The following is a 25816-nucleotide window of genomic DNA, read 5'->3' as shown; positions in this document are numbered from 1 at the left end:
CGCCGGTGGGGCAGACCCAGCCGACTGCTCTGGGCGGTGGCCCGGCTGGCCAGTCGCCGACGGACATCGTGGAGCCCAGGCCGAGGCCGCCCGGGATGTTGGCATCTACGGCCGCTGTGTGAAGGCTGAGGATGGCTGAGCGCCAGGCGTCGGTTGCGGGTTGAGTGTCGCGGACGGCGGTGAAGTACCTGGTCCAGTCAGCGGGGCTGAAGGCTGTGCGCAATGACTCCGCGTGGCGGCAGAGGTATTCGAGAGCATCCTCGTAGGCGCTTCTGTTCCTGGCGTCGCGCAACACGGTGCCCCCCGCGGATCCTGCCGAATTTATGAAATACCACGCTACGCCACACTACGTTGAGTCGGTGAGTGAACTTCACAACCGCGTTCTGGCACGGCTGTTGACCGCGCGGAAGACCGACAGTCCCGCGCCCTTGCGTGTTCCTGAGGCCGTCGAGGAGGCGTTCGCGCTGCTTTGCAGGGCGGCCCCGTGGCCGGAGGCAGCTATCAACCTGGAGGTGGTCCACGCTGTCCTGTGGACGTTCCATCTCCGGCACCTGGGACCCAGCGACCCTGACGCGGCCCTGAACACTGCCGTCGTGAGCGCCGCGTTCGGCTTCCTGTACCCGCGTGCACCTGAGCACATGGTGTTGCCGGCGGTCGCCGTCGAGGATGCCGATGCTGCCCCGCTTGTCGAGGCCCGCTTCGCGCAGCTCGTCGCCGACGCCCACCACTCGGCCGCCTCCGAGCCCTGGTCCGGGGACGCTGGGCAGATGGCTGCGCTGCAGCGCGCATTAGCCTGGTCCGCGCAGGCGAGGCGGCTCCTTCCGCTCGAACTTGCCCCGAATGCCGAGCTGGAATTGAAGGCCCTCGAGATCGAGTTGACCCGGTTCGAACTGGACGCCGATCCCGACGCACTGGCCCGCGCTGCCCGGCACGGGCAGGTGGTGTGCGACGTGCTGTCCGCGAGCGGGCCCGAGCGCATGGACCCAGACGTGGCCGAGACAGCCGCCATTGCCCTCAGCACGATGGTCCACGCCGCCCAGGTACTCGGGCGGCCCCCGCTCAACGAAGTCGACCGGATGATCGATGCCATGCCCTCTGGACCGCTCCCGCCCGAGACCCGGGATCTGCTGAGCGCCGTGCGGTGGCTCGAAGGCTACGCGACCTCGTGGACGGGGCAGTTCGACCTGCAGATGGGGCTGATGTCCACACGCATCGGCATGCTCAATCACCATGCCGGATGGATCGCCGGCGCCGTACGTCGGCTGCGTGCGGCCCTCGACGCCACCCCGGTCGGCCATCCATCCCGTATCGCAGTCATATCTGCACTGGCCGACGCCCTGGAGGCATTCGCCCACGAACGCGGGGACGCGGCAGCAGCACGTGAGGCAGCCGACCTGCGGGCCCAGGAGCCGGGAGCTGACGCGACCCGACACTACGGCCTCGACTTCCTCACTCGCCTCGGATTGGCAGACGACTTCGACTTCCCCGACGCCGACTTATTCTTGGATGTCGACGCGTTCCTCGACTCGGGCGACTTCCTTGACGACCCGGCGACACTTGAGGAACACGCTGGCGGACAAAGGGAGACTCTGCAGATCGGTGGGGAACTCGCCGAACTCCTGGACAGCATGGTGGCATGGGTCAAGTCATCAGGTGACCCCCTCGAATATGCGGTCTCCGAACAGCAGATCGGACGGTTCCGCTCGGCTCTCGGCGCTGTCCCTGCCGATGACCCGCGCCGTCACCTGTACGTCGCTGTGTTGGCCGGCCTCGTGGGCACTCGGGCCTGCGAGCTCCGTACATCTGAGCCTGGCAGGGCCGCCGAACTGCAAGCGGAAGCTGATTCCCTGGCGGCAGAGACCGCTGCCATCGCACCGCCCGACCTGACGCTGACCGGCTTCCTGGCAGACGGCCATTACCGCATAGCCCTGCAGATCGCCGTCGTCGATGCCGTGAACTGCGAGCCAGACGGTACCGTCGATGATCCGGAACTCGCGCTCTCCGCAACCTTGCTGTCCAAGTACGCCGGCTTGCAGCCCGACGACCCCGCCAGCGATCACAACATCGCCATCATGCGTGAGGCCATGGGGCTCATCCCCGAAGACGACACTGTGCGGCGGGCATACCTGTCGGAGGACCTCGGTGCTGTCCTCCGCGACCGGTTCGGCTCGACCGGCGACCCGGCCACTGGCAATGAAGCCGCAGCGCTGCTGCGCTACGCCCACGCGCACTCGCCCGAGAGCTCTGCACTGACCGACTTCTTGCTGGCTCAGACCCTGACGCTGATCTCGATGGACCGCAGCGACCCGGCAGCCGCGCGCGAGGCCGCAGCCGTTCTGGCCGAGGCGACCGCGCGGGACGCGTCAGCCGCCAAGACCCAGGAGGACGACGGTGCCGAAGCCGAGGACCCGGGACATGAGGTCCGGAAAGCCGTCCTGATCGCTGATCTCGAATTCCACAACGCTGTCGTCAACTATTTGCTCGGCCATGATCCAGCTGAGCTCGACCGGGCCCGGCAGATCGCTGTGCGGCTTAAAGATCTCGGCACCAGCGTGGGCGGTGATGTATCACGCGAGCTGGGGCTCGACGTGATGGGGGACAGCTACCTGAACTTGGTGAACGGAATCGGCCCCAATGGTGGGCTCCACAGGAGTATCACCGATGACCAGGTGGACCGATGCCGGGCAACGCTCGCCCAGTGCCAGCCCGGTCACCCCAAACGGAACTACGCTGCGGGGGCGCTTGCCCGCGCGCTCATCCAGCGGGCCCAAGGGTTCTCGGACATGCCGCTGCGCGCGTTGCCGCTCCTTGCCGAGGCCCTGGACGCCGCCGACGTCCTTGCTCTGGAAGGCTTCGAAGACTCCGCTGACAGCCTGCGGCTTGAAGCCGCGCGGGCCCTGGACATCATCCTTCAACTCCCTCCGCCCGTGGAAATGCCAGAGCCTCAGGATGACGCCGTCCAGGAGAGCACGGAACCTGCCGACCCCATCGCGGATGCGATGCGACGGCTCCGGCATCTGCCGCGTCCAAACGGTGACCAGGCGCAAGTCGATGCCGCGGCGATCGCGCCCGTGTACCACGCACACCTGGAGATGGACAGGGCGACCCATGCCATGAAGGGGACAGATCCACGCTTCCGCGTCGCGCTTTCCCATCTGGATGCGGCCGTCGGGATTCTGTCCCGGATCACTGACCGGGGCAGTGACCAGCAGTCTGCCGAGCATGGGCTGATGTCCTTTGACGGGGTGCTTCGGACGACCATCGCGGCAGTCTTGCTGGTGATCGGCCTCCGAGATGACCGCGGCCATATGCGGGTGCCGGGATTCGACCTGACCGCGTTGCCACGCGCCGCCCTTGCCCACGCGAGACCCGCTACCGGCCCTGACGTGGACCGGGCCCTTGAGGTGCTGGAACGTGGGCGAGGCCTGCTGCTCTCTCGACGGATCGAGACGCGGGCCGATCTCACGGCTCTGCGGACCGCGTACCCCGAACTGGCGGGCGAGTTCGAGCAACTTGCCGAACGCATCACCGCTCCTGCTGGTCGTGTCCCCGAGCGGACCCGGTTCGAGGCACTGGAGGCATCACGTTCCCTCGACGACCTCGTCGAACGCATCCGTGGGCTGCCCGGGTTCGACAGCTTCCTCCATCCGCTCACCGCCGGCCAGTTGCGCGGTCTGGCCTCCCACGGGCCAGTGGTGCTGCTGCTGGAAAGTAAGTCTCTCTGTCAGGCCGTCGTCGTCACGGAGCAGTCGATCACAGCATTTCTCCTCGATGTTGAGAGCCACGAGCTGGCGAAGCAGGCCAGGCAGTTGCGCGATGCGATCCAGGCGATCAATGCCCGAGGTAGGTTCCGGCCGTCCCCCGCCGAGCTGATGGATGCTGCGGCGACGCTCCAGCGGTGCCTGTCCTGGACGTGGCACAGCATTGCCCGCCCTGTACTGGACCACCTGGGCATAGCAGCGCCGGTATCTGAGGGCGGGGACTGGCCGCGGATATGGTGGGTGCCAACAGGGGCGTTCAACGTCCTGCCCCTGCATGCTGCTCAGTGCACTATCGCGGACTGCGGTTTACAGGGGTGCGGTGCCGCGCTCGAAGCCGTTGTGTCGTCCTACGTGCCAGGGTTCCAGGTTCTGGCACACGCGCGCAGACAGGCTGCGCAGCGCGAGCGGCGCGCGGATACCCCCTCTGACGGTGCCCTTGTCGTCGCGGTCTCCGACGACGAGCTGCCCGGTGTGGAGGCAGCGGCCCGCTACGCTGCCGAAGTGCTCGAGGCGCCAGCTCCGCTCGTTGGTGCCGCTGCCACACGCGCCGCCGTGCTCGACGCGCTCGAGGGCGTCCGGTGGGCGCACTTCGGCTGCCACGCCTCCGCCGATCCGGCTGAGCCGTCTGGCGCCTGGCTAGACCTACCGGCCGGTGAGCGGCTGTCCATTGTGGAGATCTGCCGGGCCCGGCCAGCTGCAGCCCGTCTGGCCTTTGTCACGGCATGCGGTACGGCACGTACCTCGGACCGGCTCAGCGATGAGGCGATTCACATCGCAAGCGCGTTCCTGCTGGCGGGATTTCCTGCTGCGGTGGGCACACTCTGGGAGATCGATAGCGTGCACGCTGAACAGGTGACCCGAACCTTCTATCAACACAGCATGGGGAGGTCTGACGGCCCTGATGACAGCGCACACGCTCTGCACCGTGCCGTCCGTGAGCTGCGCCGACGACTGCCGGGCCAGCCGCACCACTGGGCGGCATACGTGCACGCGGGCGCATGAGATCCGGTGCCCTCGCCGTTCATGGACTTCCCTGCGGTGCGGTCAACACGGTTGGCCAGCTCATATCGGCCAGAGGTGTCGCCGATGAAGCGGTTCTTGCTGTACGTGAAATACCACCAGATCAAAAAGCCCGAGTTGGCGGATCGAGGGCCCGCATGCCGGAAGGCCTGATGGGTGGCATCCCTGGGCTGCGCAGATGATCGTGACCCATGCGGGTGTCAGGTGACGGGGTCCGGGTGGGCTGCGAGCCACAGCTGCAACTCGCGATGCCGGAATTGGTAGGCCGGACCTGAGTACCGCATCAACCCTGTGTGGCAACTCCAGTCGAGGAACCGGGCCAGGCGGAACGGCACTTTCCTAAAAGCGCACAAAAGGAACACCAAGTATCTCCACGCACAGCTCGCGGAAAGGAGGCTGCCTGCCAGGCCAGCCGCAATCCCGCCGCACAGCCTCACCGTCAGCCCTACGGCCAGTCCCGACGCCAACCCGACTATCAGCCCAGCCACTAGGCCCGCAACCAGACCGAGCCGTGCGTTCTCGCCGATGACCGCACCGGGCTTGGCAGCGGAATTCTGCGCTGCGCCCAATGCCTGTGTCACCGCCACCAGCAAGAAGAACACCCCCCATGCCAGCCCCCCTGCCAGCCCGGTCCCCAGCGCGACCGTCTGCACGGTCGCCATTCCGAACATCAAACCGACGGGCAGCACGACCACATACAAGGCGAACAGGTAGGTGATCCCCCCGCAGAACAGCGTGAACAGCGTCCCCATCACCAGGTCGTTTGTTAATTGCCTCCACCCTTCGGCGGTCGCCAGCCGGCGAAGACCGAGACGCCCCGCATCTCCTGGTCCGGCGACTATGTAATTGATCCCGATCATCAGGGCTAAAACTCCGATACCGCCGGAGGCGATGTAGGCCACGGGCACAGTGACCTGAATCGGGAACATAAAGGATAAATGCACGGTCGTGGTGACCTGGGCGAAGAGCACGAAAGGCAAAGGAAGGAAAATGATCAGGGTGGTCAGAAGGGCGCCGCAAGTACGGACCAGAGCTTGTCCGGCCAGTGGCCACAGACTGCCCAGGTCGATGTCGGTGCGGGCCGGAGTGGAGGGAGTCGGGGCGAGGTGGGTAGCGAGTTGGTGGAGCCAGTGGTGGATCTGGCGCGGGTCGTATCTGTGAGGGTTGGCGTCTTCGCCGGCTGCCGAGGTGACGGCAGTGATGTAGCGGCCTAAGAGGTGGTCGTCGAGGTCGCCAGGGGTAGTGTGGGCGAGTACTTCCGCGGGGTCACCACTGCGGTGGTAGACGGTGGCGGTCAGACACAGCCTCCACGGCGTCGACAGCAGTACCGCGTGCACGGAACCCGGCTGAGTGGTGATGTGATTCAGCAGGGGCTGCCAGCGCGGCAGGTCGCGAGCGCGGGCCGCCAGGTAGGCAACCGCCGGGCAGGCGTCTACCGGGGCTACAGCGATACGGGCCGAGTCCAACAGGGGATCCATCGTGGCAAGGGCGTCATAGTGCGCGGTGCGGCAGGTGAGCACCAGTGGCGCCGCCGCCCCAGCATTCTGATATTTGCTGAGTTGCTCCAGTGCGGCGCGGGCCCTGGGTGCGGTCGGGTCGGGGTCGCCGTTAGTCAGGGGCGGATCCATTTCGTCCAGGCCGTCCAGCAGCGGAAGGACCAACTCGTGGGCGACGAGATTTTCGGCAACTGCCCGCTGCATTTTGAAAGCATCGACCAGCCGTTGTACGAGAACATCGCGTAGGGGAATGTCAGTGTCCCACTGAGCCAGCGGGACCCGCACCGGCACCGGGTCAACGGTGTCACGTTTTGCAATCAGGCCGAGCAGGAGTTGCAGAGCGAGCACGGTCTTGCCAGCGCCTGGGGCGCCGGTGATGACCAATCTAGCCGGGCGAGTGGAGCGGTAGTAGGCCGTGATGTCTGGGAGCCCCGTAGGGGGGTCCGCAACGGCGAGCCCGGCCACCGGCGCTTGTGCTGCCCGCCCCGGACTCGGCACACGGTCGTAGTGCAGGTCGATCCGCGCAGTGTCGCTGCCCAGCAGCTGCGTGAGGACCAGACCCTCGCTCGTGGCCACCAGGCGAGCCAGCGTTGCCGCCTGCTCCTTCGCACGCGCCGCGTCAGCACCGTCGCGCGGCGCGCGCAATTGCGCAAGACCTACCACCAGGCTGGCTACGGCGAGAGGGACACCCACCACCGTTGCGCAATCCGCAGGTTCGAGCTGTCCACGCGATACCTGCCAGACCGCATATACCAATGCCGCGGCTACCGATCCCGCGCACACGCCAGTCGCCAATTGCAGCCAGCGCCGACCGCTTCGCCCCGTAGCTGAGTTCACAACTCTGATACTTGCCAGCTCGCCCGGAGCTCCACGGGCAGACTGGTGTGCTGTTCTCAAACCGTGACAGGCGGTCCCGAAACGGGTTGTCATGTAGCCAACTGAAGTGCTGAGTCACAGAAGCGGTCTGACTGAGCACTTCAGTTGGCGAGTGCGCGAACCTCGTGGCGGGCTGAGCGTCGGGCCATGGGGCTGGCCGGATGAAGATCCCGTCCCCAGCCGGGTCTGGCGATCCGTCCGGGTCGTGTACTTCGTCACCGCGCTGCGCACCGTCGTGGTCGTCGCGTACATCGAGGTCTAACCGCCGAAGCAGCCCGCGTGCCCTTCCTCGTTCAGCAGCTCTCTGCCCACCGCCAGCTCACTGCGCTGCACACCATCGTGCAGTGCGACATCCGGTAGGGAGCCGTGGTCAGAGAGTGGGGTGTGCGGTGAGCCAGTCCTGTAGTTCCCGGTGGCGGAACTGGTACGCCACACCGGAGATCCGCAGGATTCCTGCCTCGTAGGCCCACTGCAGGAAGGCTCCGAGATGCCAGGGCAACCGGGTTCGGGCACAGCAGAGGAAGACCAGGTAGCGGCGGCCAACCCCAGTGAGCCAGTACAGCCCGCCCGCAAGCCCGATCGCAAACCCGGCGCCGAGCCCGACCATGAGCCCGCCTGCGAACCCGGCACCCAGTTCGCCCGCGAACCCGACCGCGAACCCGGCGCGGAGCCCACCCACGACCCCGCCCACGACCCCGGTCGCGAGCGCGACACCGACCCCGCCCACGAGCCCGACCACGAGATCGTCTCGTACTGGATAGCGCGGGTCTGTTGGCGGAGCAGCACTCAGGGGTGCCGCGAGTCCGGTCACGAGCCCGACCATGAGCCCGGTCGCGAGCCCGACACTGAGCCAGCCCACGAGCCGGCCCGCGAGTCCGGTCGCGAGCCAGCCCGCGAGTCCGGTCACGGGCCCGACACTGAGCCAGCCCACGAGGGTCTGGGATGATGCCGCCGCTGGCCCGCCAGACAGTTCCCAGGGCGACGAGTGCGAACCCTGCGGCGCTGACCTGCTGGCGGGGTGAGAAGCCGATACGGGTCTGGGCTAGGGGCAGTGCGGCGAAGGCGAGGGCAAGGAGGGCAGCGAGCAGGGCGTCGGCGGTGCGGACGCGTCGGGGACCGGCCATGGGCCACAGCTGGTGGAGCACGATGTCGGTGCCGCTTCCGGCTGATGTGGGGATGGTAGTGGTGAGGTGGGCAGCGAGCGTGGCGAGCCAGTGGTGGGCCTGGTCGGGGCGGTAGCGGCCAGGGCGGGTGGGGTGCTGATGGGCGGCCGCGGGCAGGTAGCGGGCGAGGAGGTGGTCGCGGACCGCGCTGGGGGAGCCCATGGTGAGCAGGTGGTCCGGTTCGCGGAGGTAGGCGAGCGTGTCGGGATGGCGTTCTTCGTAGGCGGTAGCGGCCAGGTTGAGGCGCCAGGGGGTGGCAAGAGCGCGGGCCAGGGTGCCGCCGGGCGCGGTCGTGAGCATGTCGATGACAGGCCTCCAGCGGTCGGGGCTGGTGCTACGGGAGGTGAGATACGCGGCGGCCTGGCCCGGGGAGACGGGGTCGAGTTCGATACGGGCGGCCTCACGCATCCGCAGGTCCAGGGCGGCCAGGTCCTCGTACTGGGTGATGCGGCAGGTGAGGATGGCCGGAGCGCTGCCGGTGGAGTGCTGGTAGTCGTTGAGTTCCTGCAGGGCGCGCGCGGCGCGGCGGCGGCCGGCCGGGTTGGCGTCGGTGTCCATCTCGTCCAGGCCATCTAGCACCGGCAGGATGCGGTGCCTGTCCACCAGCACGGCCGCGTCGGCGAGGGTGATGCCCTGGTCCCGGAACTGCTGGTGGACCTGGTGGGCGAGCCATTCCTGCAGAGGGCGGTCGGTGTCCCAGCCGGCCAGAGAGAAACGGACCGGGACAGGGTCGGTGTCGGTGCGGCTGGGGTGGGTCAGCATGCCGAGGATGAGGTCCAAGGCGAGCAGGGTCTTGCCGGCGCCCGGTTCGCCGGTAATGGCCAGACGAGCGGGGCGCAGGCCCTGGTAGTAGGTGACGATGTCGGTGAGGTGGCCGTGAGGGGCGGCGCCGGTTGCGTTGTTCGCGGGCTCGATGCGCTGATGGAAGGCCACATCGATGCGATGAGCGCCGGGCCCGATCAGCTGGGCGCGCTGTCGGGTCTCGGCCGCGGCCACGGCGGCAGCCAGCGTTTTGGCCTTTGCGTCAGTATCCGCTGCGGCCTCGCGGCGGTCGTCACGGTAGGCCGCCCAGGCCAGGTAGGCGCCCGGCAGGGTGGGGGCCAAGGCGATCAGCGCGGGGTACAGCCGCGTCACCTGGGACTGCTTGGACAGCCACAGCGCCAGCGCCACGGTGGCGACCTGCAGGACTACGTAGATGAGGGTAGGCCGGGCGGGTTCGCGATCGTTGCATAGGTTGCATGGTTGCCAGCCCGTCGAGTAACAGCAGACGATCGTCACCTTCGGCGCCGAATTGTGACAAGACGCCATATGCCGACGCCGTGCAGAGAGCAGGTCAGCTACCCATCGCCTCTCTTAGAGGTCGTTTCATCCTGTTGTTTCATCCCTGAATGCGGCTTTGGTGTGCTGGTGTCGGGTCGCGCCAGGAGATGGTGTTCTCGCTGGTGAGGCGGCGGGCCATGAGGTCGGTCATGGCGATGTGGATCATGGCTTCGGAGCGGGCGGGCAGGGTTTCGTAGTCGCGGGCCAGGCGGCGGTGGAGCATCAGCCAGCCGTAGGTCCGCTCGACTGCCCAGCGTTTCGGGATCGGGGTGAATCCCCTGGTCCCGGGCTTGCGTTGAGTGATTTCCATGTCGATGCCGAGGGTGGCTGCATGCTCGACGAGGTGCTGACGGTAGCCGCCGTCGACCCAGACCTTGCGTAGGCCGGGGTGGCTGGCGGCGGCCTGGTCCAGGAGGGTTTTTCCGGCGGTGGAGTCCTGGACGCCGGCCGCGGTGACCAGCACCGCCAGCAGCAGGCCGAGGGTGTCGGTGATGATGCTGCGTTTGCGGCCCACGATCTTCTTGCCCGCATCGATGCCCTGGCTCGCGGCAGGGACACTGGTGGAAGTCTTGACGCTCTGCGCGTCGATCACGCAGGCCGAGGGCTCGGGGCTCTTTCCTTCCTGCTGGCGCACCAACTCCCTCAGCAGACCGTTGAGCTGGGCGAAGACACCGTCCTTTTGCCATCTGGCGAAGTAGCCGTAGACGCTCTGATGCGGTGGGAAGTCGTGCGGGAGATAGGCCCACTGGCAGCCGGTGCGATCCACGTAGAGGATCGCGTTCATGATCTCGCGCAGGTCATGCCTCGGGGGCCGGCCGAAGTCCAGAGCCCGGCCGCGACGCTCGAAGCGCCAGGCTGACAGCACCGACTCAATCAACTCCCAGCGGGCATCGGACAGATCACTCGGATACGCACGACGTTCCGTCATGACCTGGACATACCGCTGCCCGGGGGCGTGCGCCCAGGCGTGCACCCTGCCGCGTCGAAGCACGGAACAGACCTGGACGTCCTGGAATGAGACAGGCGCAAGCAGACCTTCATCCCATCCGTCACACCTCCAGCCTCACCGAGAAGAACCGCCTCCACAGACTCACCAGCAACACACCAAGAGGCGGAACAAACCAACCCAGAGTGCCGCACTCAAGATGAAAACGACCTCTTAAAGAGTGTTTTTCCCGGCGAGGTTGTTTGGTTCGAGGTTCAGGTGTCGCGCCAGTTGGGGGTGGATTCGCTGGTGAGTCGTCGGCTCATGAGGTCGATCATTGCGACGTGAATTATGGCTTCGGAGCGGTGGGGGTCGGTTTCGTAGTCGCGGGCCAGGCGGCGGTGATGCATGAGCCAGCCGAAGGCGCGCTCGACGATCCAGCGCCGCGGGATCACCTTGAAGCCTTTGACGCCCGACTCGCGTTGGTCGACTTCGACGTCGATGCCGAGGCGGGCGCCGTGGTCGATGGCTTTGGTGCGGTAGCCGGTGTCGGCCCATGCTTTGGTCACGCGAGGGTGAGTGGCGGCGATGTGGGACATCAGGTGCATGCCGCCGACGTTGTCGGAAACGCTTGCCGCGGTGACCCAGGCAGCGAGGAGCAGACCGAGAGTGTCCACTCCGATATGACACTTGCGACCTGCGATTTTCTTGCCGGCATCAATGCCTTGGCCGGCCGCGGGCACGTTCGCGGAGGTTTCACGCTCTGCGCGTCCAGCACGCACAGGCCTCAGGATGTGAGAAGCCCGCAGCGCCGGCAGTCTCGACCCCGATTCCACCGCCGAACTCGATGCCCTCGACACGATCTGGGGGCAAGCCCGACGCCTCCCGGCGTGCTCACTTCGCCGCCGCCGCCGACGACCACCGCACTCGCGGCCACCTCGCCGCCCCGGTGACCACTCCTGTCGGCGCCTGGTGCGCAGAACAACGCCACCGCGCCACCAGAAACGCTCTCACCCCCGCCCGCGCCACCGCACTGACGGTCCTCGCCCCGTTGTGCCAGGCCAGCTCACCACAAACGACCCGTGCGAACCCTCAGAAGCCTCCTGCCCACAGGAAACTCGATCTTGCCGCACCCGCAATAGAGTCGCACCGGACCCTCAGCAGAGAGGAGAAGGCACATGGCCGAGACCACTCCGACCGGACCAGAACGACCGGAGTTCACGAGCGGACCGGAGACCGCCAGAAGCCGTGAGGAAACGGCTCTCCAGCTTTTGCGCACAGCCCGTCGGGCCCGCGGCATGCTCGGGGACCTCACCATGCAGGCCGAACTCAAGGCGACAGCGACGGAACTGGTCGGACAGCTGCGAGGGTTCCTCCCGCCGGATTCACCGTGCACGGTGCCGAGCACTCATCGTGAGCTGCAGAGCCTCATCGACAACGCGGCCTGGATCGCGGTCATGATGCGCTCCCACAACTGGGTCTCCTGCGGACTCTCCGACGACTTGATCCAGCAGGAGGCAGACGAGCCCGTACATGCGGGAGAGCGGACGGCGGCAGGGACCATAGACGCCCTGGGGAAGGCAATGCTGCCCGGTTCGGGCATCGAGGGCTGGGTAGGGGAGATCGCCGCCGAAGCCGCGCGCGGTGACAAGCACCTGTCAGCCGTCGTCAAGGCGGCCAAGTACGCCCTGCACCCGACTCCGTTGCTTGTGCTCAACGACACGACACGCATGCTCGGTGAGGCGGTCTACGCACGAAATGTCAGCAAGCTTCGCGGCTACGTCGCGAGCGTTCAGGCAATCTTGGCTCCCAAGGGCGTCAGCCTTGCCGCGCCAGTCGTCGAAGAGCCGAGCCTCGACGAGATCAGGATCAAGGCAGTTGCCATCGCAGCTGCCAGGAGGAAGTTGGGGCGGGGCGGCCGCGGCGGCGTCAGTCTGTGAGGTCGCTCCGGAAGCGGTGGCGTAGTCACTCGGCTTAGGGAAACTCCTCCCGCTGTGGACGGCAGGAAAATCGTTGGGCTGAATCCCTGGTCGTGATGTTGTTCGGCAGCCCCACACCGTCGGTCGGGGCTGGCTGCCGCTGCGACCGCAGATGCCGAGAGTCCTTATCGAGGTTGGTGAGTTCGTCGAAGTCGTCCCATTCGATCTGCGACGGGCGAGTTCCTGCCACCTCCTGCCTGACGGTTCTATCTGGCAGGCCCCGCGCGCTTACGCGCTGACAGGCCCCCGAAGGGGCCAGTCGGTCAGGCGGCTGAGAGACGTTCCTTGCACGCATCGCAGATCGTGAGGGAGATGCCCCGGTTCCGGCAGTCGTCGCAGAGCTGGTCGAGGATGGGTGTCACACGGCCCGCCTTGACGTCGGCCTCGTAGCGTACGACCTGACGCCAGTCCCGCATCTTGCTGAAGCCGAGGCCCAGGAGTACGACCAGGGCGGGGATCGCGAGCCACCACGTGGTCACGAGGGTGCGGGCGGCAGCAGCCCCCCAGACGAAGATCTCAAGAAGGAAGATCATTGTGCTCCTTGGCAGGCCCACCAGCCGCCAGGACCGTGCACCCCACAGTCACAGAGATCATCTTTTTCCTCAGCACACCCGTAGCCCCGGCGTCAGATCGGTCATCCGCCTCAGCGGCTCGCGGCATTGTAGACACCTGCCCTGAAGGCACAACGCGTCGCCGGGGTGTCTGTTCTCGTCTACAGCTCGAACCGGAGGTCGACGAGGTCGGTGAGTTCGACTTCGAGGCCGTGGGCGCGGCGGCCGTTGTCGCGGAAGTAGACCTCGCCGAGGGCTTCGGCGGCGATCTGGCGCAGGTCGTCCTCGTCGGTGCCGTCCTGCTGGGCCTGGAGGAGGCGTGCGGCGTGGTGGGGCGGGAGGGGGAGGGTGAGGTGGCGGACGCGGGACTGGTCGGTGCTGCCGTCGGCGGCGGTGTAGCCGAACCGGCCCTGGACGTCGATCATGATGCCGCTCGTGGTGACCGCGGCCTGCCTGGCCCGGGCTCTGACCTGCGGCTGCCAGCGGGCGAGGACCTCGGCCCCCAGTCGGTCGGCGAGCTGCGGGCGGGGGGTTTTGATCTGGTTGTTCACATAGCGCTCCACGGTGCGCTGGCTGACGCCGAGGAGTTCGGCCACCGGCTTCGTCCTGCCGCCGTGCTGTTTGACGAGGTAACGCATCTGCGCCCCGGCGGACTTGGGAACGGGGCGTGTGAACGCGCCGTGGACCGCCCGCTCGAGTTCTTCCGCGACGGTGACCATGCTGTCCCCCTTCTATTTCCCGGTGTCCGGGCCGTCGGCCCGGCCGGTCTTGATGTAGCGGGCGAGGTTGGCGATGTGGCCGTCGCCGCCGAGCTCCTCGGACTTCTCCGCCCCCCACAGCACGCTCTGGGTGCCCTCGTGCTTGACCATCCCCGGGGACACGCCGAGGCGGAAGCTGCCCGCGACGGTCTTGCCGTCGGCGCCGTAGGGCAGCACGTCCAGCGGGCTGGGTCCGTCGGCGGCGTACACGGCACAGTCCGAGAGGACCGCGATGGGGTAGCGGCCGGTGGCCGCGGCGAGGTTGAGCATCTTGCGGTGCATGTTGATCCGGGCGCGGGAGATGACGGCGGCGCGGATGTCGGGGCGCCAGGTCGGGCGGGCCAGCGCGGGCCAGGTGTTGCCCGGCTTCCAGCCTTGGCCGCGCGCCTTCTCCTGCAATTTGCCGATGCCGCCCTTGACGGTCATCTTCACCGCGTCCAGGACGATCGCCAGTTCCGCATCGCGCTGCTTGTAGCCGTCCATGGCCTCAAGGAACTCGCGCGGGCCCATTTTCTCGCCCACCCCCAGATCGGCCATGGTGGCGACGTAGGCGTCACGCAGCCGCTTGTACCAGCCGTCCAGGTACCGGCCGCTGTCGTGGCGCAGCCAGGCCTCGAGCGGGGCGACGTCATAGCCCAGCTCGACGGCGTAGGCCACCGTCGGGGTGGCGTACCAGGCCGGACCGGTGGGGCGTTCGCCGGTCGGCGTGAACGCGCTGGGCAGCAGGTCGCCGTCCAGGTTGCTCCACTGCTTGCCGATCTTCACCCGGGACGGGTCGACGTGGGAGAGGTCGACCAGCCAGGAGCCGGGCACCGCCGCATCGAACGCCGGACGCACGACGTGCACCGGGGGAGTGGCCAGGCCCACGACCGCGCCGTTCGCGGCCGCGCCGAACGCCAGGTTCACGTCGATGCCCACCAGGAAGCGCTGCATGCACTCGGCTTCCGTCATCTCCCGCGCCCAGTCGTAGGCCTCCTCCATCAGCTTCTCGTCGGGCCCGCGCACGTGGAAGCGGGGCAGGTGCGCCAGGACGGGGTGACCGTCGGTCGCCTCGCACGGCGCCGGATCCAGAGCCTGGGTTCCCAGCGAGCCGGGCCGCAGCTCGCGGTGCCGCTTGCCGTCGGCGTCGGGCTCGCTCGCGCGGGTCGGCGGATTGAGCGCCGTCATCAGGTGAAGCCCCGTCACCGCGGTGGTCCCCACCGGTGTCACGACCCGCTGCGCGTACACGCCCAGCACCCGGGCGAGTTCCGCCGGATCCAGCCGCGCGGCATGTCCCCAGGCACGGTCGTCGAGGGCGTGCCAGGAGGGGATGCACAGCTGCACGCAACTGCGCCGGCCCCCCTGTACGGGACGGTAGATCCGCGCCCACGGGCCGAATCCCCGCTTGGTGAGCTGCCACTCGGCACGCTCGAGCTGGCCCAGCACCTTGTGCCCCTCCGGAAGCCGCCCGGCGAGCCTCGCCGCCTCCGGCAGCTGGGCGGGCAGACCGTAGCGCTCACACGCCGCCGGAGTGAGGACCAGCAGCGGGTCGGCATCCTTGCCCGAACCGTGCAGCCGCTCCGCCCCCAACTGCGCCTCGCTCAGCGCCCACTCGACCAGGTCGGGCAGGGACTTGGCGGGCACGTCCAGGAGCAGACCCTCGACGCCGTAGCCGGTCACCTGACCGTCCGCGTCGGCATTCAGGACCAGCAGCGGACCATGTCCGTGCACGGTCCCGGCGTCGGGCGTACGCACAGCGGCCTTCGGCGCGCCCGGACGCCGCGAGGACGGACGGGACGGCGCGGCAGCAGGCGTCGGATGCGGCGCCTGGGCCGCGTCCCCGGACTCGGAGGCCGGAACGGGCGAGGGTGCGAGGGAAGAGGTGGGCGCGGGGGAGGGCGTGCCCGTCGCCTTCACGGGTCGCGCTGCCGTCGCACCGGACGCCTCCGGTGCGGGGGCCTCGGGCTGCGGGGCTGCGGTCTCCACGGCCGGGTAGAGGAGGGCGAGTTGGGCGAGCAGGCGCGCGTACGCCTCCCGCTGCGGGGGCCTTGGCTCGGCCTTGCCCGATTCCCAGCCGCCGATCGTCGCCCGCCGGACGTCGAGGGCCGCGGCCACCTCGTCCAGGGTCAGGGCGTGCGCCTGCCGCAGTCGCCTGCGTTCGGCCGGCGGCGGCAGCGGGGACCGGGACGCGATCAGCGCGTCGACCGCGTCGAAGAGCTCGGACATGGGACACCTCCGCTACCAACCCTATCCCATGAAACGCACATTCTGCGTACGAGTACCGTACTTTTCGCGTACGAATGATGTGCGGGCTGGTAGGATGCTCGGTTGGTGGGGCTTCAATGGGGTCTCGCCGACCTCCCCGACCGCGGTAGCCCTGTGGCTGCCGCCCCGTTCTCGGATTGAGGAAGCCCGCATGACCGTGGCCGCTGTGTTCACCCCAGACCAGCCGAAGGAGCGGCGGCGGCTGTTCGCCGACCAGGCCGAGGCCCTCTCGCGGCTGGCGCGTCATCTGCGGCGGCCCGGGACGCGCGCCCTGTACGTGTCGGCGACGGGCACCGGCAAGACGCTGGTGTCGATCCGGCTGGCGGACGAACTCGACGCTCGGCTCGTCCTGTTCGTCGTGCCCACCCTGGACCTGGCCGCGCAGACGGCGCTGGCGTGGCGCCGCGACGGGCACCTCGAGCACATGGTGATCGTCTCCTCCATGGACGTGGAGGGCCGTAGCGACCTGGTCGCCGCTCACGTCATGTCGGCCACCGACCCGCGCACCCTGGCCGCGCTGATGTCCGTGGTCGGCGACGAGGAGGACCAGATCCCCGCGCTGACGGTGATCTGCACCTACGACTCCCTGGACAAGATCGAGAAGACCCGCAAGACCCGGTACGCGGTGCCCGCGTTCGATCTCGCGGTCATGGACGAGGCCCACCGCATCGCCGGGCGCGCGGACAAGAAGTGGTCCCGTATCAACGACGCGAAACGCATCCACGCGGACCGCCGCCTCTACATGACCGCCACCCCCCGCACCTTCCTCGCCCCGGAGCTGGCTGAGTCCGCCGACACCAGCCGCCCGCGCCGCCGCCCCGGCACTCCCCAGGCCTCCGACGTCGATGCGTTCGCCAACTCCATGGACAACGAGCAGGTCTACGGCAAAAAAATCTTCGAATATCCGCTCGCACAGGCGGTGGAGGACGGCCGCGCCGCGGACTACCGCATCGTGGTGCCCACGCTGACCGACGCCGACCTGCGCCGCCGCCTGAACATGCCCGCCCCGGGCACCGCGGGCACGGCCCCGGACACCGCGGGGGAGGAGGGCGACGATGGTGCGCTGCGCACCACCGCCCTGCACCTGTCCGTCTTGCGCGCGATGACCGAGCACGGTCTGAAGAAGGTGCTGGTCTACTTCAACCTGGTCGCCGACGCCCGCCGCTTCGCCCGCGAACTCCCGCACACCCTGCGCCTGCTGGCCAGAACCGACCCCGGCCTCGTCCCCGACATCACCCCGCAGATGTTCTTCGCGCACGGAGAGAACACCCCCGCCGAACGCGCCGACACCTTCGCCGCCTTCGCGGCCGCCGACTGCGCGATCCTGGCCAACTCCCGCCTGATCGCCGAAGGCGTCGACATCCCCAGCGTGGACGCGATCGTCTTCGCCGACCCCACCCGCAGCGTCGTGCGCTGCGTCCAGGCTCTGGGCCGCGCGCTGCGCCTGGACGTCTCCGGCAAGACCGCCTCCCTGATCGTCCCCGTCTACATCCCGCCCGGCGCCGACAGCCAGGACATCCTGGGCACCGCCTACGAACCGGTGTGGGCGATCGCCTGCGCGCTGGCCGGCCACGACCACCGCATCATGGAGCGCCTGCCGGACAAGGCCAACCGCCTGCCCCGCGAGACCAGCCAGGTCATTGCGCGCCGCTGGAGTTTCGACTTCACCGTCCACCCCGAGCGCATCGCCCAGGCGATGGACCTGGTCTCCTTCGACCCCCGCGACCAGCCCGTCTCCCGCAGCCGCCGCCTCGGCCTCGCGGCCGCCCAGAACTACCGCGACGAAATGGGCCACCTCGACGTCCCCGCCGACTACACCGACCCCACCGGCTACCGGCTGGGCACCTTTGTCGCCACCATGCGCGACGCCCGGACAGCCGGCCGCCTCGAAGCCGACTGGACCGCCGAACTCGACGCGCTCGACATGATCTGGGACAAGCACGCCGCCGCCTGGCGCGCCCGCCTGACCGCGGCCGCCGACTACCTGCGCGCCCACGGCCACCTTGCCGCCCCCGCCACCACCCCCGTCGGGGCCTGGCTCGCCGAACAACGCCACCTCGCCGCCCACGACCGGCTCGACGCGGCCCGCGCGCAGGATCTGACCGCCCTCGCCCCCGACTGGCGCCTGCCCCACGGCGCGGACTGGCACCGCAAGTACCACCTGCTGCGCGCCCACCTCGCCACCGGCGCCGACCCGGCCGCCCTCACCCGCGACATGGTCCTGGCCGGGGTGAAGATCGGGTCCTGGCTGCAGCGTCAGCTCACCACCTGGCCCGCCCTCACCCCCGGCCAGCGGCAGATGATGACCGCGCTCCGCCTCACTCCTCAGACCAACCCGCTCACCCCCGACCGCCGCACCCGCCGCAGCTTCGAGGAGACCGTCCAGCTCCTGGAACTCTTCCTTCACCGCGAAGGCCGCGCCCCCGCCTCCCGGGAGGAGATCGTCGTCGACGGCGACACCGTCAAGCTCGGCGCCTGGCTCGCCAAAGCCCGCACCAAACACCGCGACGGCCAACTCCCCGAAGCTCACGCCCGCCTGGTCGCCACGCTCTTCGACGGCGACTGGACGACCGAGGGCGCCGTCCCCGCCGCCGTGGCGTAAGCCCATTTCTGGGCTGCCGCCTCGAGGGCCGGGACCCAGCACGGTGGCCACGAGGTCAGAACCCCGAGGGGCGTGCGCTGGCTGTCCGCGCGCCGGGAACCGGCGGCCAAGCGCGGGAAGCGACTGCGTAGCCCAGGTGCGCGCAGGCATCATCACGGGCATGGACATCGGAGGGCGCCGCAAACGGCGGATATGGCAGACGGTGGGCTGGTGCGGCGGGGGAGCAGTAGCAGCGACCGCGGCCTACGCCGGGGTGCAGCTGACCCGGGGCGGGCTCAGCCTCTCGGACACCGTGGGGCTGCTGGGCCTGCCGATCGGCGTTGCCGCGCTGGTGGTTTCGGTACTGGCGCTGCGCAGCCAGCAGGGCAACGAAGCAGAGCAGGCCCGCGGCTGGGCCGCGACGCTGGCCGTGCAGGTCGCCACCGGTGAAGGCCGCGTCTACGAACAGCTCCTTGGCAACGACACCGTCCCCATCGACCTCGCCTACACCCTCCGCCCCGCCCCCGGCCGTGCCGCCACCGCACCCCCCGCAGGCCGACTCCTTCCCACCTCCCACCCACCCACTGCCCTGCTGCTCCCGGCCTCGCATCCGACGGAAGTGCCGGATGTGGCCGCGTACTGGCGCGCCATCCGGCCCTGTCGCCTGGTGATCACCGGCCCGGCCGGGTCGGGCAAGACCGTCACCGCCCTCGCCCTGATCCTCGCGCTGCTCAAGGACCGCGCCGAGACCGACCCGGTGCCACTACGCATCCCCCTGCCCCTGTGGGATACCGACACCCCCCTGGACATCCTGCTCACCGAACGTCTGGTCCGCGCTCACGGCTGCTCCCGGGCGCAGGCGGCAATCCTGGTCGGCCACGGCCTGGTCCTGCCGGTACTGGATGGCCTGGACGAGATGGACCCCCTTCCGGTCAGTGGCGCCCCCGACCCCGAGGCCTCGCGGGCCCGCACCGTCCTGGGCCAACTGGACGGCTACCGGCTTCGCGGGGAGCCGGGACCGGTGGTGCTGACCTGCCGCACCGCCCACTTGGACGCCCTCGGCAACCGCGGCGTCCTGCGCGATGCCGCCCGCATCGACCTTGCCCCCGTCCCCCCGCACGACGCGGTGACCTACCTGACCGCCCGGACCAACGACCCGGCCCGCTGGCAGTCCCTGACCGACCGCCTGACCACGAACCCCACCAGCACCCTGGCACGCCTGCTGTCCACGCCATGGCGGCTGTGCCTGACCGCCACCGCCTACCACCACAGTGGCAACCCAGACGAACTCACCGCCTACACCACCGAACAAGCCCTGGACGACCACCTGCTGGCCTGCTTCATCCCCGCCACCACCCACCCACCCTCCCGCCTCACTCCCGCCACCGCCCACCTCAACCCCCGCGCCTACACACCACAGCAGGTCCACCGATGGCTGCACCACCTCACCGGCGCCCTCACCCCGGCCCCCACCGCACCTGCCTCGGCAGGTGCGAAAACCGACCTGGTGCTGCACGAACTGTGGCCCCTGGCTGGCCGAACCCACGTCCGCACCCTCGACGCCATACTGACCGCCGGCGCTGTACTCCTCACCCTCTCCATGGCCTGGACCACAACCAGCCCCGGAACTACGACATGCCTGATCATTCTGTTCGCCGCCATCGCTGCGGTGACGGCGCAGGCCAAGGCAGGACCCCCACGCCGACTGGGGCTCCCCGTACGCGCCCGCCCAAGACGCATCCTGGCGGCGGGGCTGGCGAACGCGCTGCCAGTCGGACTGACGGTCGCACTGGCGTCCGGGCTGGCCATCGGGCTTCCAGCCGGGCTGGCCTACGGGGCGACATCCATGCTGATGGCCGGGCTGCCGTCCGGAATCAGCCGACCGCTCTCCAGGGAGGCACGCCCCTGGCATCTACTGCGAGACGATCTCTGGGCGGGGCTGACACTTGGAGTGTTGATGGCGCTGACCCTCGGACTGGCGTCAGGACTGGCGTCGGGCCTGATGGCTGGGCTGACCCTCGGACTGTCGTCCGGGCTGATGGCTGGGCTGGCATGCGGGCTGACGTCCGGCGTGGTGCGTCGTTACGCGGTGTTCCTGCTGTGTTCCCGAGGCCAGTTGCCCTTCCGGTTGGTGGTGTTCCTGGACTGGGCCTGTGAAGCCGGGCTGCTCCGCTACGCCGGCCCGGCCTACCAGTTCCGTCACCGTGAGCTGCAGCAGTGGCTGACCACCCGCCCCGAGCCCGCAGAGCCCCTGCCCGGCCCATAACCGCCCGGCGCCCCCGGCGTGAACCGCAGTCATCCTCGCGAGGCTGTCCATATCGGTCGGTGAGTTGTCAGGGGCGGCCTCTACCGTCGAGGGCATGACCAGTCCGCCGAACTCCCCTGGCAACGCATGGGTGTTGCGCGAGCCCGGCCATCGACCCGATCGGCTGTGCGAGCCTGGCCCTGCCGCCGGGCGCCGGTGCGTGAACGGGCGGCGGCTTCGCCAGCCGGGTACGGACCCGGGCAGCCACCCCGGCGCCCAGGGCAGCGGTATACACGCGACTTTGCGGGAAAGTGGAAATGGTATTTCCGTACGGCCGTGAAAACTCTCCTCCGGATTCTTGTCCCGTGAACTGCCGCATGAACTGTGCCGACGGTTGCTTTTCCGGGACGCATAGCATTCATGTCTGAAGCATTTCAAATGCTGCCGACGGGAAAGTTCTGGCACGCCCTGAAATTGGGGGTGGGGATTGTGAATCCTGCCCGGGGCGCGCTAAAATGACTGTGCCCGAAAGTCCGGCAATGCCGAACCTCCGGGCGCAGTCTTGGAAAATTGTTCTCCCGGGAATCTCTGGACTGCAAGACCAGATGGGATTCCCGGGAGGGGTTTCCGGACTGCCGCAGGGTGCGGGGCCACCGGCAAGTGGCTCCGGCCCTGCGGGCCTACAGCGTGTCGATGACCTGCGCGAGCAGGCTGATCAGCTTGCGGAGCGCGGGCCACAGCCAGTGCTCCGTGGTGTAGATGCTGTAGTACACGGTCGCCGTGACGACGTGGAACGCGAGGACCCACTTCCACCAGCGGCGAGCGTCAGATCCGGTCACCTTGCCGCCGGAACTCTCGGGAACCGACTCGTTGGTGCCGGACATCCTTGGCCTTTCTCTTCGAGGCTCTCCTTTTTGCGAGAGTCAGGTTATCAAGGCGCTCTCCCGTCGTTTTCTCCCGGCGAAGTTGATCACCTTTTCGATCTTACTTCCCGGTCTTTTCGATGGGTAATTAGCCCGCTTTTTTCCGCTATCGTGATCGAATTCATTTGCGGCCGCCCCGATTTCTTGTGAAGTGCGTCACATCACGCTCTCTCGGGGTGGGGAGGCCGAGGGGCGGCGCTGTCCGTCCGTCCTCGACGCGCACTGCCGTCGGTTCGGACCCGTCCACCCCGTCCCCTCCTGCCTTCCATCTTCTTCATCGCGCGGGGCGCGGAGGTCGGGTACCGGGCTCTTCAAGATCTTTTAGCCGGTTCGCGGCGAGGGGCCCTATCAAGGAGGGCCGTTGTCGAGCGAGGACTGGCGCAGTCCGGGCGCTGCATGAGTTCGGCGCAACTCGCTGCCGCCGACGGCGGCCGGACCGTCGGCTCCTGCACGCACACGGCCCAGCCGCAGAGCCCGCGCGCCAGCCTCCCTGACCTGGCAGGGAAGCCGGCGCACCGCATCGCCATCCGCGGGCGCAGGTGTTGCCGAACGCCGGATTCAGCCCCCTGCGGTGGACGCGTTGCCGCAGACGTTCACCGGGACGTCGATCGGGACCTGGACCACGTTGCCCGACAGCACGCCGGGGCAGCCCGACAGCAGCCGTTGACGCAGGTGTTGCCGAACACCGGGTTCAGCAGCGCGTTCACGACGATGGTGTTGCCGCAGACGTTCACCGGCACGTGGCATGCCCCGCCTCTTCGACTCCGACACCCTCCGGTTCCGCGCTGTCCTGGTCCGCCTCCGATTCGATCTTCGTCATGGCTTCGCCCTTCAGAACCATCGGCATCCCCAGCCGGAAGGGCACAGGCGTTCTGTCGGACAACGGCCAGAAAGTCTCCTCCCCGTCCGTCAGGTATCCGACAAGAGACATAGCCGTGGCGTAGACGTCCGGCAGGCTGGCAGAGAAGCGGTGCGTGCTCAGCAGGAACTGAGCATGCGGTTCCGCTGACCCCTGCGGCAAGGTCGTGCACGCCCCTAGGAGCACGAAGCGATGTGCCAGCGACGGACCCCCTTCCGCGGTCCACCATCCGTCCGGCACGGCCATCGCGCAGTGAACAGCATCCACATCCACGTCGAAGCCGGTGCCCAAGGCGGCGGGGACCCGCCGGATCTTCAACGGGGCGTGCGGCACGACCACATCCACGGGTTCGCCCTGCAAGGGCTGCGCCGAGATCTGGATCTGCGACACCTCCTGGCGGGCGGCGCGCAGGCCTTCGGCCTGCCGCCGCGTCTTGTCCAGGAGGCCGGAAGCCATCTGGCGGACCCGTTCGGCGACCCGGACAGCCGCACGTACATCGTCTCGGGCCTGCGCGGCAGCACGTACCGCCGCACGCAGATCGTCCCGTGCCTGCCGCCGGGCCTCGTCGAGGATCCCGGCGGCATCGCGGCGGGCCTGCTCCGCGATGCGGGCGGCTTCAGCCCGGGCGAGAGCCACCCGGTCCACCGTCACCGGCTCAAGCCCACGGGTGAAAACGCCACAGATATCCCCAACATCGGGCATCCCGTCCTGACCGGCCGTCCTGACCGGCTGGCCGGTGGTCCCGCGCGGCACGGACCCGTCCGCCCCGCGCGGGATCAGGCTCCCGCCGGCCTGTACCACGCCCAGAGCGAAGCTGGCGATCTCCCGCGCGTCCGTCTCCGCCAGGGTCGCCTCGGCACCGGGGACGCCGTGGCGGGCGGCCACCTTCAGCCACCGCCGCGCCTTGTCGTACGCGCCGCGCTCCAGGTACTCGTGCCCCAGCCCGTACGCCTCGTAGCCAAGGACCGCACCCTCGGCCTCGTTCACGAGCTCGGCGCGCTCGGCCGCGCTGCGGCTGTTGAGCCGCTGCATGACCGCGGCGAACCCGGCCGCCTGCGCTGCGCTCGGGGAGCCGTGCTCCTGCGGCACATCCTGCCCGTTGTCCTCCACGCGCTTCATCGACGCACCTCCTTCACCGCTGCGACCGTCTCGTACGTCTCCATCCGCGGCGACTGCCGCAACGACGCCCGTGCCTTCGAAAGGATCTTCTTCATGTTCTCGACGCCCACCTGGAGTACCGCGGCGCAATCCTTGGTCGAGAGCTCCGCCACGTAGTGCAGCAGCAAGGCCTGTCGCTGCCGTTCGTCCAGTTCAGCCAGTGCACGCTCGAGGTCCAGGCGCACCTCGATGCCTTCGAATCCGGCCTCCCCGTACCATCCTCCGCCGACGGCGAGGATCTCCAGGTCGGCCACCTCGAAGGTCAGCTCCCGGCCCGCCTTGCGCAGATGGTCGTTCAGACGGCAGCTGGCGATCCAGTACAGGAGGGCCACCGGGTTGTCGTGGTCGGGGTTCTTCTGCCAGTAGAGGAAGAACTGCTCGAACACGTGGCCCTGGAGATCACCGGCGTCGTCGCGGCCGACCTTGCGCTGCAGGTAGCGCATAAGAGGGCCGAACTGATCGGTGTAGAACGCGGCGAACTGCTGCCCGCCGTCAACCGCGCCGCCTGGCTCCTGCGGGTACGCGTACTCTTCCCCGGTCACCGGCGCCTCTCCGTCCGGCCCGCCATACGGCCGCCCCGTCCTGGAACTGCGGCGGCCGCCCAGCCGAGCCGGTCGGCGAAGGGGCCGCCCGGCCGTCCCTGCGCCCGAGAGCCGCCCTGTGCGGACACCCCCTTACACACTGGCCACTCCTGCACTTCGCCTACCGCCCTGTTCCTCGTGGTCCGCGCGCTTTCACCCTCTTCATCGCGCGGGCGACCCGGATCGGGTAACGCATCCTCCAAGATCTTTTAGAAGACCCGGGCAGGGACGGATCCGGCCGGGCGCTCGCTGCCCGCGAAGCGGCCACGGACACAGCACCGACGAATCCCCGGCCAGCGCCCATCACCGCCCAGCCCGGTCTCTGGCGGATGCGTCCGGACCGCTGCGGTCGGCCACCGACGAGCCCCCTCCCGCAAGGCCGACACCCCCGCACGCGCCGTGAGGTCCGTCAGGGCTGCACGCGGGCGTGGTCGAGACGGCGGTGGACCATCGACAAGGTGGTCAGCAGTTCCAGTAGTTCTTCGTCGCTGACGGGCCGGTTCAGACGCGGATCGTGGGCTGTGGGATTGCGGTACATGCTGCCCAACCCCTTGATCAGCATTGCGAACCCCTTCTGCTCCCCGGTCTCCGTCGGTGTCGTACCGGTGTTGACGGCCACCCGCGGTGTGCCGGTGGCCCCGGGCATGAGGACGGCGTCGACGAGCTGGGATCCGTCCAGCTGTTCGCCGGTGAGCTGCCGCAGCCGGTCCAAGACGGACTTGGCGGCCTCCAGACTGGCGTGGAAGGCGTTCTTCGTCAGGATCTCCCGGGTGCAGTAGGCCAGGACCTGTGGGTGTGTTCCCCGCCGGCGCAGCTCCGCCCGCAGCGAGTTGGCGTGCCGGGCCGCTTCGTCCAGGGTGCTCGCGGCCGGCCCCCGTGCCACCTGTCCCGCCTCGTTGACTCGCAGGCCGGCATGGACCAGGACCTCGTTGAGGTCGTCACGGCGCCGGGAGAACACCTCGAGCCGCTGCGCATAGCGCACCGGGGCCATCGCCTCGGTGATGAACCGGATCACGCAGTTCGACGCCCCGTCACGCGCCTGCCGCGCCAGCAGGGCGCGGGCCAGCCGCTCACGCTTGTTCGATCCCTCAGCATCCGCAACGCCGGTCAGAGCGAGCAGGTGATCGATCTCCCGGCCGGTCAAGCCGTCGTTCGTGGCGGCGAGGACGTCGGAGACCGCAGTGACCGTGGCGGGCGACCAGAGGGGGTGCTTGGTGGAGGCGCTCATGCCAATGCCCTTCCTGGGCCTGCTCCGTGTACAGGCCAGCCGACCAGGATGACACCAACAGCCCTCGCGCCGTCGGGGATTTCACTCGCAGTCTCTCGATCACACCCCGGGTCGTAGCGACCAGCGCCGCTGGAGCAGCAGGGCCGGG

At 68.7% G+C, this 25816-nt stretch carries 16 protein-coding genes and 3 pseudogenes; 5 read left to right on the top strand and 14 right to left on the bottom strand.

The window, feature by feature from the left end; translation table 11 throughout:
* Positions 1-359 precede the first annotated feature (359 nt).
* Positions 360-4763, top strand: a complete 4404-nt coding sequence (locus OG485_RS00155) for a CHAT domain-containing protein (protein WP_328663233.1) — start codon at positions 360-362, stop codon at positions 4761-4763.
* A 218-nt stretch (positions 4764-4981) separates the two neighbouring features.
* On the opposite strand, the gene OG485_RS00150 is transcribed toward OG485_RS00155, so the two are convergent.
* On the bottom strand, positions 4982-6970 hold the full coding sequence (locus OG485_RS00150; RefSeq protein WP_328663231.1) for an NACHT domain-containing protein: 1989 nt from the start codon (positions 6968-6970) through the stop codon (positions 4982-4984).
* Between the two features lie 295 nt (positions 6971-7265).
* Here OG485_RS00150 and OG485_RS00145 point away from each other — a divergent pair, with 295 nt between their 5' ends.
* Positions 7266-7415 (top strand): hypothetical protein, encoded by a 150-nt coding sequence (locus OG485_RS00145; protein WP_328663229.1) that lies wholly within the window; start codon positions 7266-7268, stop codon positions 7413-7415.
* Between the two features lie 108 nt (positions 7416-7523).
* On the opposite strand, the gene OG485_RS00140 is transcribed toward OG485_RS00145, so the two are convergent.
* From OG485_RS00140 to OG485_RS00125, 4 genes and pseudogenes are all read right to left on the bottom strand, one after another.
* A complete protein-coding gene (locus tag OG485_RS00140; RefSeq protein ID WP_328663227.1) occupies positions 7524-8060 on the bottom strand; it encodes a hypothetical protein in 537 nt (178 codons plus the stop codon).
* A 661-nt stretch (positions 8061-8721) separates the two neighbouring features.
* A pseudogene (locus tag OG485_RS43840) lies at positions 8722-9624 on the bottom strand (NACHT domain-containing protein); the annotation flags it as partial.
* Between the two features lie 70 nt (positions 9625-9694).
* The gene (locus OG485_RS00130) at positions 9695-10564 is read right to left on the bottom strand and encodes an IS5 family transposase (protein WP_328663222.1); all 870 of its coding nucleotides are present in this window, start codon (positions 10562-10564) and stop codon (positions 9695-9697) included.
* Positions 10565-10836: 272 nt separating this feature from the next.
* Positions 10837-11342: pseudogene (locus OG485_RS00125) on the bottom strand (transposase); the annotation flags it as partial.
* A 397-nt stretch (positions 11343-11739) separates the two neighbouring features.
* Here OG485_RS00125 and OG485_RS00120 point away from each other — a divergent pair.
* A complete protein-coding gene (locus tag OG485_RS00120; protein WP_328663221.1) occupies positions 11740-12501 on the top strand; it encodes a hypothetical protein in 762 nt (253 codons plus the stop codon).
* 302 nt (positions 12502-12803) lie between these two features.
* On the opposite strand, the gene OG485_RS00115 is transcribed toward OG485_RS00120, so the two are convergent.
* From OG485_RS00115 to tap, 3 genes are all read right to left on the bottom strand, one after another.
* Entirely contained in the window at positions 12804-13073 is a 270-nt protein-coding gene (locus OG485_RS00115) for a hypothetical protein (protein ID WP_328663219.1), read from the bottom strand.
* Positions 13074-13252: 179 nt separating this feature from the next.
* Entirely contained in the window at positions 13253-13810 is a 558-nt protein-coding gene (gene tpg / locus OG485_RS00110) for a telomere-protecting terminal protein Tpg (protein WP_328663217.1), read from the bottom strand.
* A gap of 12 nt (positions 13811-13822) precedes the next feature.
* Complete coding sequence (gene tap / locus OG485_RS00105) at positions 13823-16054, bottom strand: telomere-associated protein Tap (protein WP_328663215.1); 2232 nt, start codon at positions 16052-16054, stop codon at positions 13823-13825.
* 190 nt (positions 16055-16244) lie between these two features.
* On the opposite strand from tap, the gene OG485_RS00100 reads away from it, so the two are divergent.
* Positions 16245-18695, top strand: coding sequence for a DEAD/DEAH box helicase (locus OG485_RS00100; RefSeq protein ID WP_328663213.1), 2451 nt, complete (start codon positions 16245-16247; stop codon positions 18693-18695).
* 160 nt (positions 18696-18855) lie between these two features.
* Positions 18856-20940, top strand: coding sequence for an NACHT domain-containing protein (locus tag OG485_RS00095; protein WP_328663211.1), 2085 nt, complete (start codon positions 18856-18858; stop codon positions 20938-20940).
* A 659-nt stretch (positions 20941-21599) separates the two neighbouring features.
* Here the strand turns inward: OG485_RS00095 and OG485_RS00090 are convergent.
* From OG485_RS00090 to OG485_RS00065, 6 genes and pseudogenes are all read right to left on the bottom strand, one after another.
* Positions 21600-21803 carry a hypothetical protein gene (locus tag OG485_RS00090; protein ID WP_328663209.1) on the bottom strand — a complete coding sequence of 68 codons (204 nt, stop codon included), beginning with the start codon at positions 21801-21803 and terminating at the stop codon, positions 21600-21602.
* Between the two features lie 597 nt (positions 21804-22400).
* The gene (locus OG485_RS00085; RefSeq protein WP_328674191.1) at positions 22401-22451 is read right to left on the bottom strand and encodes a hypothetical protein; all 51 of its coding nucleotides are present in this window, start codon (positions 22449-22451) and stop codon (positions 22401-22403) included.
* A pseudogene (locus tag OG485_RS00080) lies at positions 22436-22585 on the bottom strand (chaplin); the annotation flags it as partial. The pseudogene OG485_RS00080 and the gene OG485_RS00085, both read right to left, overlap by 16 nt.
* Complete coding sequence (locus tag OG485_RS00075) at positions 22573-23820, bottom strand: hypothetical protein (RefSeq protein WP_328663207.1); 1248 nt, start codon at positions 23818-23820, stop codon at positions 22573-22575. The pseudogene OG485_RS00080 and the gene OG485_RS00075, both read right to left, overlap by 13 nt.
* Positions 23817-24401 carry an RNA polymerase sigma factor gene (locus OG485_RS00070; protein WP_328663205.1) on the bottom strand — a complete coding sequence of 195 codons (585 nt, stop codon included), beginning with the start codon at positions 24399-24401 and terminating at the stop codon, positions 23817-23819. The genes OG485_RS00075 and OG485_RS00070 overlap by 4 nt, the downstream gene beginning before the upstream one ends.
* Positions 24402-24849: 448 nt before the next feature.
* Positions 24850-25668: a TIGR02391 family protein gene (locus OG485_RS00065; protein WP_328663202.1), complete on the bottom strand. Its 819-nt coding sequence runs from the start codon at positions 25666-25668 to the stop codon at positions 24850-24852.
* Positions 25669-25816 lie beyond the last annotated feature (148 nt).

Origin of the sequence: Streptomyces sp. NBC_00328 (assembly GCF_036139655.1) — a bacterium.
Taxonomy (GTDB): domain Bacteria; phylum Actinomycetota; class Actinomycetes; order Streptomycetales; family Streptomycetaceae; genus Streptomyces.
This window is presented reverse-complemented; position numbering and strand designations above follow the sequence as displayed.